This window comes from Oceanobacillus locisalsi, from assembly GCF_042675985.1.
Lineage (GTDB): Bacteria > Bacillota > Bacilli > Bacillales > Amphibacillaceae > Oceanobacillus > Oceanobacillus locisalsi.
Genome location: NZ_JBHTKK010000009.1, coordinates 38,991 through 51,658 on the forward strand (window position 1 = coordinate 38,991; position 12,668 = coordinate 51,658).

The following is a 12,668-nucleotide window of genomic DNA, read 5'->3' on the forward strand; positions in this document are numbered from 1 at the left end:
TATATACCATAAAAACATATTAAAACCTCTCTAAGCACCTTAGAGAGGTTTATAATCGGATAGAATTATTTTACTTGCTCAAACAAGTCTAATTTTTGATTTAATGATTGCAGCTGCTCATCATTTAATGGAAGCAATGGTAAACGAACGCCGCCGACATTTACACCCTTCCGGTTCAATGCTGCTTTTACCGGAGCCGGGCTTGGTGCTGCAAATATTTCCTGCATAACCGGTAAAATACGCTGGTGAATAGAAGCCGCTTTTTTCACTGCCCCTTGTTCGTATGCAGCAATCATCTCCTGCATCTCATTGCCGATAACATGAGCAGAAACCGAAACAATTCCTGCCGCTCCGACTGCTAGCGTTGGCAATGTGATTGCATCTTCTCCGCTATAAACAGAAAAGCTCGCGTCTGTTTGTGCCACCATTTCAGTTACCTTATCCATATTACCGCTTGCATCTTTAATGGATACGATATTATCAACCGCAGATAAGCGGATAACCGTTTCTGCTGCCAAATCAACCGAAGTTCTTCCAGGTACATTATATAGCATCACAGGCAGTTGTACGGAATCAGCTATCGTTTTAAAGTGCGCATATAAACCGTCCTGAGAAGGTTTGTTATAATAAGGCGTTACCAGCATAATGGCATCTACACCTGTTTTTTCAGCAGCTTGCGATAACGCAACAGATCCTTTTGTCTGATTGGACCCTGTGCCTGCAATTACCGTAATTCTTCCATTTACTTTCTGTACCGTATGTGAAAATAATGCCAGCTTTTCTTCATTTGATAACGTTGGAGATTCGCCAGTCGTTCCTGCGACCACCAATCCATCGGAACCATTGGCAATCAGATGCTCGATTAAATAATCCAAAGCTTCGTAATCAATCTCTTGCTGTTCATTAAATGGCGTTACCATCGCCGTTACCACTTTCCCAAAATTCATAACAACACACCCTTTTTATAGTATCAACATTTCATAATGAAAAATAGACGGCAGCACTTTATTAAAGTGCCTCGAAAACTAGAGGGTGGAAAGTAATAAAGATAAGCAGAGTCAGTGTTATTTTTTACTGCTCCCAAGTTTATTTTCTCTTATCATGATCCATTACTTCAACAATTTCCACAAAATAAAATGCACCAACGGAGACCGCTGCTGCATAAACATTTTCATGTCCTCTCAGCTGATAGCCCTCCACATAGTTCCCTATATGACAGCACCGGATTTATTCAATCCTGGTTCCAGTACAATAAGAACAGGGCTTATTGTGCTTCGGCAAATTCCCCTTTCTATATGCTTCATCGCCGGCCTGTTCTGACTCCGCATATATACTGATGGTTTCTGCACCTCTATCGTTCACCTATGAATAATGAATTTGTCTGTATTATAGCAAGAATAAAAAAGAAAAACAATGAAAAATAAAGGTTTTTTTGTATTGGTATGACATTGCCCGGAGTACACACTGCTCCGCCAGTAAAATAATGCTTTAAAATAATGAATCAGTATTTTTACTTCTTTACTGGTAAACTATGCAACATCAGAAAATAGGTGATTCGCCTGCTTTTTATTTATCTTCTTGCAGAAAATCCATGGACAGGTATCTCTCTCCAGTGTCTGGTGCGATACAAACTACCTTTTGCTCAGGATCAAGACGCTTGGCAACTTCTATTGCTGCATAAACAGCCGCTGCTCCAGACGGTCCAATAAATAACCCCTCTTTCTGTGAAAGTTCTTTTAATAAATGCAGTGCCTGCTCATCATTAATTTGAATAATCTCATCATAAATAGAAGTATTTAAAATTTCAGGTACAAAGCCCGGACTTGTTCCCACCAATTTATGCGAACCCGGTTCTCCCCCGGATAATACCGGGGAACCTTTAGGCTCTACCACAGAAATATGTAAATCCGGAATATACTCTTTCAATGATTCACCTGTACCTGTTACCGTTCCTCCTGTGCCTGCTGTACAAATAAAAGCATCTAATTGATGATTCATGTCTGTTAAAATTTCCGTAGCTGTTGTTTTACGATGGGCATCAGGATTCGAGATATTTTTAAATTGCTGCGGGATGAAACTTGCAGGTATTTCCTCTTGCAATTCCAACGCTTTATTAATGGCACCCGGCATTCTTTCATCACTTGGCGTTAATACTACCTTCGCTCCATAGGCTTTTAAAAGATTTCTTCTTTCTGCCGTACTGTTATCCGGCATCACCAAAATGGCCTCATAACCCTTGGCAGAGGCAGCCATCGCAAGCCCTATCCCGGTGTTCCCGCTTGTTGGTTCGATAATTGTGTCCCCCGGATAAATCAGTCCTTCCTGTTCAGCCACATTAATCATATGCGCAGCAGCCCGGTCCTTGACACTCCCACTCGGGTTAAACATTTCCAGCTTCACATAAATTTCCGCAGCATTTTCCGGCTGCAGTTTATTTAATTTCACCATAGGCGTATTGCCAATCAATTCCGTAATGTTATCTACTACTCTCATACTTTTTCTCCCTTCTGTCTATTCTATCGCTTTCATTATCATTTCTCTTTATTTCTTCTTCCAAACTTATCTTCTTCTATTATAACGGCGGAAATCCTTTTTACCAAATGTCACCCTTTCAGCTTCCAAATTTTTAACAATAACAAATACTTATATACCTTTGGCGCCCGTTTGTCACGAGTCATTTCCAATTCTGTTCGCCTTTTAGCCAAATTGTCCTCACAAAAAAGAGGGGTATCCGATATACCCCTAATAGGTATAACGGATACCCCTCTTTTTTTATCAGTTCATCCTAAAATGATATGGGTGAATTGTCTCTTAATGGTGCCAGTAACCGATCCAAATGTTTCCATTCCAGTTTACTTAATTCCGTGGTTACTTTTTCTTCTTGAAAATGCCATGTAAAACTTTCTAAATCACAAGAAATCGGAACATCACATTTTATCTCAGCAAGATTTCTTGATAAATAAAGCATATCCATATCTGCTTGTAATTTATTTTGTACCCCTTTAGGCAGATTGGCGATATTATCAACTAAATAATCGATAGTTCCAAACTCTTGAAGTAACTTCAATGCCGTTTTTTCTCCAATACCTTTTACTCCAGGGTAGTTATCGGAAGAGTCTCCCATCAGTCCTTTTAAATCAATGATCTGCGCAGGAGAAAGTGCTTTTTTCTCATAAAAGTTATCCTTGTCAAAGACTTCATAATTGCCTTGACCTTTCCGCATAATAACCACACGGATATTTTCTTTCACCAATTGCAGTAAATCCTGGTCACCAGAAAGAATAAATACGTCATTTTCCGGATTATACATATTGGCAAGTGTTCCCATGCAATCGTCCGCTTCAAAGTTTTCCAGTCCGACATTCGGGATATCAAAAGAATCCACTACTTCTTTTACTAAATCAAATTGAGGAATTAGCTCCGCCGGCGGTTCATCGCGATTGGCTTTATAGCCGTCATACATCTGGGTCCGGAATGTTTTACTCCCCATATCCCAGCAGCAGACAACATGCGTCGGTTCAAACGTATGAATGGCATCTGTTAAATAGCGTAAAAACTGATAAACGCCATTTGTCGGAACACCTTTAGAATTGTACATAAAATTCCCTCGGAAAGATGTTGCAAAAAATCCCCGGAACAAAAGCGCCATTCCATCTACTAATAAAACTTTATTTGCTGTCATGATTTATTTCCTTCCTCTCTATATGCATCCAAAATACGGTTCATTCGTTCTTTGCGCTGCTCTAAATCATCCATATCCACTTCTACAAATAAGCGCTCGATAAATTGCTGATAAAGGACATCCGCTTCATGGACAAGGGTTGTTTTTTCCTGTTCTATTCCTTGATCCCACTGCGCTTGATAAGACAACTGGATTAACCTTCTTCCTTCTTCTATGAAAGTTTGAATATCTGATTCAATGATGGTATATAACTGCTCTTTGATTTCTTCTTTTTGATTTTGAACAAAGAACGTTTTTGTATCTTTAAATCGCGCAAATAATTTTTGAAGCTCTTGCTCCTGTTCAACCGACAATTTTGTCGTGATATCAGGTGTGTCAAACGAGATCATATCCCATTCTGCTATCGAAAAAACCGGATCCAGATCTTTCGCTTTTGCAATCATTTCCTGCTGATTGGTCTTTAATAAATCTTTCAAGAGCTGCTCCACTCGTAAAGAAATAGCTAATAACTCCTGATGCAATTCGGTTTCCATATACAACTCCAGCTGTTCAAATTGCTTCACCAATTGTTCCCGTCCTGCTTTCCCGGACTCTGTGATGGTCCCCGGATTATACATTTCTTTAAAGAGGTCATGGAAACGGATAGCAAAACGCCCTTTTAAAAAATACGTTTGTTTTTCTAATTTTTGATGCCAGCGATTTTCTGTTGAAGTGACATCCAGGTTTTCTGCATATTGAATGATTTGCTGATACGCATGCTGTAAATCTTCTTTTCGTTTTGTTTTTGCTGATTGATCCAGTTTTAAGGATTGAATAAATTGTTCCAGCGCTTCATCTGCACGCTCTATATCGCTGATAGCAGCTCTTTTCGCCAGTGCCGTTAAATCATAATGAATAAAATCATAAAAGCGAGATTCAAAAGCCTGCATCTGCTGATTCAATGGTTTTTGTTCTAATTTCTCTGCTAAGGAGAGCTTGCTTGAAACAGGATAAAGACGCGGAAAACGAATTCCCAATTGCGTTAATTGTTCTTTAACGTATCCGGTCACCAGATTTAACTCTTCTTGATTGCTGGCCAAATCTGCGGCGTTGACAATAAAAAACATTTTATCTAATTCAAACACATCTTTTACCCTTCCCAGCTGCATCAGAAAATCTTTATCTGCGCGGGAAAGCGCATGGTTATAATAGGTAACATATAAAATAGCATCTGCCTGTTTGATATATTCAAAGGATACGTTCGTATGTCTGGCATTAATGGAGTCTGCACCAGGCGTATCGACAAGCGTAATGCCCTGCTTTGTTACAGCACAATCATAAAAAAGGTCCATCGATGCAATGTAGCATGCTTTTTCTTCATCTGTCACGTAAGATGCAAATGCATCAAAGGTGATTTTCTTAGATGAGCCGATAACCGATTTCGCCTGCCCGTAACCTGCTATCATCGCCCGTAAATACGCTTGATACATTTTTGGTAAACGCGCATCGGTCAGCACTTCTTCTGTTTCCAGCCAGGTAATAAGCTCATCCAGAGAAGCATCCGGCGGCTCACATTCTTTTGCCAGGGTTTGGATGTCATCCTTTAGCATGGCTTCGGATTTAAAAGTGACAATAACGTCCCGATGCTGATTTTCCTTCGTGACCGGGCGAATCCGATTGACTGCTGCAGTGGTTGGATTCGGCGATACCGGCAGAACGCGTTCGCCCAGAATCGCATTGGCAAAGGATGATTTTCCAGCACTGAAAGCACCGAATAAAGCAATGGTATAAGATCGTTCTGTTAAAGATACTTTTCGTTTCTTTAAATCCTGCTGATAACTTTCAAAACCCGGTAATTGAACAACTTGCAATACATCATCTATATCACGGACAACGTCTTGATCAGTATTATGATGCTGCTTATTTTCTGTCTCACCTTGTTCACCTGCAGGTTCATCGGCCTGCGCTTCCTCTTTCAACATTTCCAAGTCCGCGGTTCCCTGCTTAGGAGTAACTTGACGGGCTTTTAGCTCTTTCTTCATCGCAGCGATAATATCTGTTGATACTTCCGGAGCGGCTTCCTGTTCATCTAAATGCTTGAAATAAGCTTCCTCTTCCTTATCAAGCGCCTGATTAGCCTCCTGCTCTTCCTGTTTCTCCTGCAAGCTTTCCAACGTGCGTTTCCGTTCTTCTAACGCGTTCTCATTCTTTGCCTCCAGTTCTTGTTTTACTTCATTTGCTAACTGCCGCATTTGTTTTTTGAAATATGTTTTTAAACTGGAAGCAATTTCATTCGTATAGTTTAAAACATAGTCGCCATTAGGGTTCGCACCCTTACGTAAATGACTTTCCAGCAAATCTTCACTTAAAGACCATTCCAGGAAAGAGACACCTTTTTCCTGATAAGAAGAATCAAGTTGATGGGTTTCTATATGTTCATACCACTTATCACGAAGTTTCCATTTTAAAGTTGTTTCCACATTCTTTTCTAAAGCTTCCATAAAGGCTTGTTTTCGTTCTATTTTCGCTTCTTTTGTTTTTTTACTGCTTGTAAATAAGCCGCCCACTTTAAAATCGGGTTGCACGGATTCCAAATAATTTTTTGCAAGATCTCTTAAATCAGCCGGCATCAGATAAGCATTTTTGACGGTCTGATCCACTTCATCTAAAAAGGAGGCCGCTATATTTTTCGGCTGTTGCTCCAACTTTTCCATTTCTTGCGTGAGGGTTTCCATTTCTTGAGTCAGGGAAACTCCGTCAACTTCTCCCAAAGATGCTTTTTGGTTCGACATTTCTCGATGAATTTTTTCTTTATGATCACGGACGATTTGTCGAATGCTTGCATCCATCGTCATGTATTCATCCTTTGATTGCAGCATATGAAATACCGTGTCTTTCAATTCTCCCCACGCATTATGCGGTGCTTCAGCGTTTTTGAGAGATGTGTAGAAAATGGAAGAAGGATGGAGATTCCATTGATCAAACGTTTGTTTAATTTTTTTATCAAATTCGACAAAAGGCAATTCCGCTTCATTATGCTTATCTATTTGATTAATAACCACCATAAACGGCAGGCCATTTTCTTGCATCGCCTGTAAAAATAATAGATTCACTTCTGATTGCACATGATTATAATCGGTGACATAAATCAGATAATCCGATAAATGCAGCGATGCTTCTGTCAGCATTCTGTCCACATCATCGGCAGCATCAATACCAGGTGTATCCAAAACAGCTGTTTGCGGCGGCAAAATGACTTCTCCTGTACTGATGTGCATCTTTTTAATATCATTTTTATTTTGAGTGAACTGTTTAATTTGTTCTAAATTATACGGTTCATGATACTCTACTACTTCTCCATTATGAAAAAACACGTTGACAGTTCCTTTTCCAGATGTGATTTTAACCACATTTGCACTGGTAGGAATCGGGCTGTTCGCTAAAATTTCTTCCTCTAAAAGATGGTTAATCAGTGAAGATTTTCCTGCAGAAAAATGACCTGTCAAGGTAATAATAAATTCTTGGTTCGTGTATTTTTCCAGCATATCGAGCATCTTCTCTGCATTCACTTCATCCCCTTTATCCATCATTTCCTGATAGAGGGCTGCAATTTGTTGTTCTGTTACCTTTTTTTCCATATACGTGATCACAAGCCTTTACCCCTTTTCCAACTTATTCCTATCTGTTTATCGCTTTATCGCTGTTATTCCGAAGTTAGCATGATATCTTCATTATACGGAATATTTGTATTGATTTCTAGGATTACTTATTTTAGTTTACATAATAATATTATTGTAAACTAAAATATTATGTATAAAAACGCCCAGATTCAAATAAATCTGAGCGTTTCAATTATATCTCTATACCGGGTACACTCCATGTTTTCGTTCAGTAAATTGTTTTTTCTTATTCTGATAAACGGAAAAGCGGCTTGTCAGCTCACTTCTGAGATGATCGGGATGAATGATATCATCAATAATCATTTCCGAAGCTAAGCGGTAAATATCAATGTTCTCTTTATAGGCCGCCTGCTTTTCCTGAATGTAAGCTGCTCTTTCTTCTTCCGGCATTTGGGCAATTTTATTTGCTTCGACAGCATTTACTGCTGCTTCCGGTCCCATAACAGCAATCTGTGCATTCGGAAATGCCAAACAGCAATCAGGGTCAAAAGCAGGTCCTGACATCGCATAAAGACCGGCTCCGTAAGCTTTTCGGACAATCACGGAAATTTTAGGAACGGTTACTTCACTCATCGCAAACAGCATTTTCGCTCCATGGCGGATAATTCCTTGCTGCTCCACTTTTGTTCCAATCATAAATCCGGGCACATCCGTTAAGAACAGTAACGGAATCTCGAACGCATCGCATAATTGGATAAACTTTGCTGCTTTATCTGCTGAATCGGTAAAAAGAACACCGCCCTTGACACGCGGCTGGTTTGCAATAATTCCTACACTCCGTCCGTCAATACGCGCCAGACCTGTGATTAATTCCGGAGCAAACCGTTTTTTAATTTCACAAAAGCTGTCTTCGTCTATTGTACGGTCAATCAGATCATACATATTAAATGCCGCGTTTTGATTTTCCGGAATAATGTCGCTGATGGGCTTATCAAAAGCTTTTGGTTCTACAGGCGCCACCTGTTGGGGTTTTTCCCGAAAATTAGCAGGGAAATAGGTTAAGTACTTCTGTGCAAATTGAATCGCTTCCTCTTCGGTATCTACTAAAACATCGCCTACTCCCGAGGTCGTACAATGCATTTTTGCTCCGCCCATTTCTTCTAAGGAAACCTTCTCGCCAATAACCTTTTCTGCCATGCGCGGAGAACCCAGATACATAGAGGCATTCCCATCGACCATAACAACGATATCGCAGAAGGCGGGGATGTATGCTCCGCCGGCTGCCGAGGGTCCAAATAATAAGCAAACTTGCGGTACTCTGCCGGACAGCTTGATTTGATTATGAAAAATACGTCCCGCTCCTCTTCTTCCCGGGAACATATCTATTTGATCTGTTATTCTGGCACCAGCAGAATCAACCAGATAAATCATCGGTACTTCTAATCGTTCTGCGGTCTCTTGAATGCGTAAAATTTTCTCCACCGTACGCTGTCCCCAGCTTCCGGCTTTGACCGTAGAATCATTCGCCATCGCGCAAACCGTCTGCCCGTTTATTTTCCCTGTTACAGTAATCACGCCATCTGCCGGCAAATCCGCTGCCATTGCATTGGCAAATAAGCCGTCTTCGATAACATCATGTGAGTCAAACAGCTGTTGAATCCTTTCTCTAGCAAAAAGCTTTCCTTTTTCGGCATTGTTATCATGATATTTTTGTTTTCCGCCCTGTTTTATTGTTTCAATGTACTGCTCCAGTTCTTCTTCCTTACGCATATAAACATGCTCCTTCCCGGCTTTTAATTTCCGTGATAATCCGGCTTTCTTTTTTCTTGAAATGCAAGCAGACCTTCTTTTCTGTCTTTTGTCGGTATCAGTTTTTTATAAGATGCATGTTCCAGCTGAATCGCTTCATCCATCGGAAGATCCATCCCCTGGTTAATCGCTTTTTTAGCCTGTTTGATTGCGGCTGGTCCATTTTTGGTGATTTTCCGGGCGATACTGACAGCCTCATCCTGTAAAAAAGAAGCGGCGACTGACCGCTCAATCAGTCCAATAGCAAAAGCATCCTCTGCGGAGATGGATTGAGCTGTATAGATAAGCAGTTTTGCTTGCCCCGTTCCAATTAATCGCGGCAGCCGCTGCGTTCCTCCTGCTCCCGGTATAATGGCTAAAGATGTCTCTGTTAATCCCATCTTCACATGATTCGCTGCAATACGCAGATCGCAAGCCAGAGCAATTTCCAGACCTCCGCCAAAAGCAACGCCATTGATAGCTGCAATAACGGGTACATCTAATTTCTCTATGGCATCGCAGACACTGGAAATTTTCTGTACGGCAGTCACAACTTCATCATCATTCATTGTTTTTCTTTCTTTCAAATCAGCACCGGCACAAAAAGCCTTCTGCCCGCTGGCGGTAATAATTACCGAGCGAATGTTATCGTCCGTTTTCACCTTTTGAATACACTGCTCTAAACCTGTGATTAAATCCGAAGATAAAGCGTTTGCGACTTCCGGCCGATTAAATGTGATAACAGCTATATCATTATCTATCGTTTCATAGTTTACCAGTTCCATAAACATTCACCCCAGACTGATTTATTCAACAATCGCAATGGTATCGCCTTCATTTACAAAATCACCCTCTTGCACCTTCCATTCCTTTAAAACACCTTTTTTCTCTGCTGCAATCGGAATTTCCATTTTCATAGACTCTAAAATAACAATATCCTGTCCTTCTTCCACTGCTTCCCCTTGCTGTACTGTGATTTTCCATACATTTCCTGCCATCGATGCTTTGATTTCCATCTTAATTCCCTCCTGTATTTGGTTGATAATATTTATCTAAAAAGTTTGTTTGCGTATTCCCTTTCCTATATGCCTCGTAGGTGATAATTTCCTGAAGCATCGGTATATTCGTTTTTATTCCTTCTACTTTAAATTGCTGCAGGGCTTCTTCCAGCTTATAAATGGCTTCTTCCCGTGTCTTTCCGCAGACGATGAGTTTTGCAATCATCGGATCATAAAAATGCGTTACTGTATCCCCGGAAGTAACCGCACATTCATTTCGCACACCTTCTCCTTGAGGTAGTTCCAAGGCGGTAATTTTACCTGGAGACGGGAAAAAACGAACCGGATCTTCTGCGTAAATCCTTCCTTCAATCGCGTGCCCGTTTCTAGTTATCTCTTCCTGTGTAAAGGGAAGCGTCTGGTTATTAGCAATGTTGATTTGTTCCTGTACAATATCCAGCCCTGTTATTTCTTCTGTCACCGGATGTTCTACTTGAATACGTGTATTCATTTCCAAAAAGTAAAAATGCTCCGATTCGTCGACCAGAAATTCAATCGTTCCAGCGTTGGTATAATGAATTGCTTCCGCAGCGATAACAGCTGTCTCCCCGATTTTCTTTCGAAGTTCTTCCGAAATAGACGGAGAAGGCGCTTCTTCCAATACCTTCTGATTGCGGCGCTGAATCGAGCATTCTCTTTCAAATAAATGAACGGTGTGCTGGTGATGATCTGCTAATACCTGCACTTCAATATGTCTGCTGTTCGTAATCTGTTTTTCTAAAAACATCGCTCCATCACCGAAAAAAGAGGCAGCCCGTTTAGAATTATTTTCAAAAGCTTTTTGCAATTCCTCGGAAGAATGGACGATTTCCATTCCAATACCGCCGCCGCCAGCAGATGCTTTTAACATAACAGGATAACCGATTTGTTCTGCGAAACGGGTGGCATCTTCTACCGATTCTACAGCACGGTCCGTACCGGGGATGACAGGCACGCCAGCTGCTATCATCGCTTTCCGGGCTTCGATTTTGCTTCCCATCAATTTTAAAATAGACGCTTCCGGCCCTATAAAAATAATCCCTTCGTTCCGGCACATTTCCGCAAATGCCGGACTTTCACTCAAAAAACCATAACCGGGATGAATTGCATCGACATGGGCCTTTTTGGCAACTTCTACTATTTTATCTAACTGGAGATAGCTTTGCTGCACTTGGGAGGGGCCAATATGGTATGCCTCATCAGCCTCTTGTTTAAACAGAGCATTTTCATCGGCATCCGAATAAACAGCTACTGTCTGGATGTCCAGTTGTTTGCAACTGCGTATAATTCTTCTGGCTATCTCGCCACGATTGGCAATTAACACTTTTTCTATCATAGATTTCTCTCCTTTTCTAGCAGCCCAACTGTCTGGCAATAACCAGCCGCTGAATTTCCGATGTCCCTTCGCCAATTTCTAATAATTTCGCATCCCTGAGCAGCCTTTCTACTTCATACTCACGCATATATCCATAGCCGCCGTGGATTTGAATCGCCTGGTTAGCCGCACGGAATGCCATTTCCGTTGCATATAATTTGGCGTACGCAGCTTCTTTGGAGAAATTTCTATCCTGATCCTTTAACCATGCTGCTTTATAAACCATATTACGTGCCAATTCAATTTCCATTGCCATATCCGCTAATTTAAATTGAATTGCCTGGAAGCTGGAAATCGATTTTCCGAATTGTTTCCGATCTTTCGCATACTGCAAAGAACGATCTAAAGCAGCCTGCCCGATTCCCACAGCTAATGCCGCAATGGAAATTCTTCCCCCATCTAATGTTTTTAAAAATTGTTGATGACCTTGATGTTCTGTTCCTAATACATTTTCTTTGGGAACACGAACATTATCTAAAATAACTTCTGCGGTATCTGAGCCGCGGACTCCCATTTTGTCATAATCACTGCGGATGGTCAGCCCTTCTACGTCTGTCGGCACAATAATGGCAGAAATTTTATTCTTATTATTCGCATCTTTTTTGGTAACTGCGGTCACAATAATAAAATCTGCAAAACTGGCATTAGTTATAAAACATTTTTCGCCTTGTATCACATATTCGTCTCCATCTTGGGTGGCAGTTGTTTTCGTTCCCCCGGAGTCGGAACCCGCGTTTGGCTCTGTTAAACCAAAAGCACCCAAAGAATTCCCTTCAGCGATGGGTTTTAAAAATTGTTGTTTTTGTTCTTCTGTTCCAAAATAATAAATCGGGCTGGCTCCCAGCGACACTGCTGCTGCATAACTTAACCCGGTACTTCCGCAACGCTTCCCGATTTCCTCGACAGCAACGGCATACGAAACGGTATCGCCCCCTGAGCCGCCATAACTTTCAGGGAAAGGAATCCCCAATAAACCGAGCGCTCCCATATCTTGAAAAATATCTTTTGGAAAGGCTGCATTGACGTCAATTTCTACTGCTCTTGGCCGGATGGTCTTTTCTGCAAAGTCAGAAACCATCCGTTGAATCATTTGTTGTTCTTTCGTTAAATCAAAATCCATTCTCGTGCCCCCTTTTTGCAATTAATGAATGCGTTTCCATATTTATTTTATCAAAAGCTAGGAGTTA

9 protein-coding genes and 1 riboswitch are annotated in these 12,668 nt (G+C 41.0%); all 9 genes read right to left on the reverse strand.

Annotation, left to right across the window (positions count from 1 at the left end):
• Positions 1–65 precede the first annotated feature (65 nt).
• Positions 66–947 (reverse strand): 4-hydroxy-tetrahydrodipicolinate synthase, encoded by an 882-nt coding sequence (gene dapA / locus ACFQ19_RS09040; protein WP_379591752.1) that lies wholly within the window; start codon positions 945–947, stop codon positions 66–68.
• A gap of 234 nt (positions 948–1,181) precedes the next feature.
• Positions 1,182–1,362, reverse strand: a riboswitch (Lysine riboswitch).
• A gap of 204 nt (positions 1,363–1,566) precedes the next feature.
• Positions 1,567–2,493 carry a cysteine synthase A gene (gene cysK, locus ACFQ19_RS09045; RefSeq protein WP_379591753.1) on the reverse strand — a complete coding sequence of 309 codons (927 nt, stop codon included), beginning with the start codon at positions 2,491–2,493 and terminating at the stop codon, positions 1,567–1,569.
• Between the two features lie 292 nt (positions 2,494–2,785).
• Complete coding sequence (locus ACFQ19_RS09050; protein WP_379591754.1) at positions 2,786–3,682, reverse strand: 5'-3' exonuclease; 897 nt, start codon at positions 3,680–3,682, stop codon at positions 2,786–2,788.
• Positions 3,679–7,311, reverse strand: a complete 3,633-nt coding sequence (locus tag ACFQ19_RS09055; RefSeq protein ID WP_379591755.1) for a dynamin family protein — start codon at positions 7,309–7,311, stop codon at positions 3,679–3,681. The genes ACFQ19_RS09050 and ACFQ19_RS09055 overlap by 4 nt, the downstream gene beginning before the upstream one ends.
• 210 nt (positions 7,312–7,521) lie before the next feature.
• Complete coding sequence (locus ACFQ19_RS09060; protein WP_379591756.1) at positions 7,522–9,051, reverse strand: acyl-CoA carboxylase subunit beta; 1,530 nt, start codon at positions 9,049–9,051, stop codon at positions 7,522–7,524.
• Positions 9,052–9,074: 23 nt separating this feature from the next.
• A complete protein-coding gene (locus ACFQ19_RS09065; RefSeq protein ID WP_379591757.1) occupies positions 9,075–9,854 on the reverse strand; it encodes an enoyl-CoA hydratase-related protein in 780 nt (259 codons plus the stop codon).
• Between the two features lie 21 nt (positions 9,855–9,875).
• Positions 9,876–10,085 (reverse strand): acetyl-CoA carboxylase biotin carboxyl carrier protein subunit, encoded by a 210-nt coding sequence (locus tag ACFQ19_RS09070; protein ID WP_379591758.1) that lies wholly within the window; start codon positions 10,083–10,085, stop codon positions 9,876–9,878.
• Between the two features lies 1 nt (position 10,086).
• Positions 10,087–11,442: an acetyl-CoA carboxylase biotin carboxylase subunit gene (locus ACFQ19_RS09075; RefSeq protein WP_379591759.1), complete on the reverse strand. Its 1,356-nt coding sequence runs from the start codon at positions 11,440–11,442 to the stop codon at positions 10,087–10,089.
• Positions 11,443–11,458: 16 nt separating this feature from the next.
• On the reverse strand, positions 11,459–12,601 hold the full coding sequence (locus ACFQ19_RS09080; RefSeq protein WP_379591760.1) for an acyl-CoA dehydrogenase family protein: 1,143 nt from the start codon (positions 12,599–12,601) through the stop codon (positions 11,459–11,461).
• Between the last annotated feature and the right edge of the window lie 67 nt (positions 12,602–12,668).

What these genes read in the sequence shown, in the direction of transcription:
- ACFQ19_RS09050 (WP_379591754.1), bottom strand. Translation starts at nt 3,682, where the DNA reads ATGACAGCAAATAAAGTTTTATTAGTAGATGGAATGGCGCTTTTGTTC.
- ACFQ19_RS09080 (WP_379591760.1), bottom strand. Translation starts at nt 12,601, where the DNA reads ATGGATTTTGATTTAACGAAAGAACAACAAATGATTCAACGGATGGTT.
- ACFQ19_RS09070 (WP_379591758.1), bottom strand. Translation starts at nt 10,085, where the DNA reads ATGGAAATCAAAGCATCGATGGCAGGAAATGTATGGAAAATCACAGTA.
- ACFQ19_RS09060 (WP_379591756.1), bottom strand. Translation starts at nt 9,051, where the DNA reads ATGCGTAAGGAAGAAGAACTGGAGCAGTACATTGAAACAATAAAACAG.
- cysK (WP_379591753.1), bottom strand. Translation starts at nt 2,493, where the DNA reads ATGAGAGTAGTAGATAACATTACGGAATTGATTGGCAATACGCCTATG.
- ACFQ19_RS09065 (WP_379591757.1), bottom strand. Translation starts at nt 9,854, where the DNA reads ATGGAACTGGTAAACTATGAAACGATAGATAATGATATAGCTGTTATC.
- dapA (WP_379591752.1), bottom strand. Translation starts at nt 947, where the DNA reads ATGAATTTTGGGAAAGTGGTAACGGCGATGGTAACGCCATTTAATGAA.
- ACFQ19_RS09075 (WP_379591759.1), bottom strand. Translation starts at nt 11,442, where the DNA reads ATGATAGAAAAAGTGTTAATTGCCAATCGTGGCGAGATAGCCAGAAGA.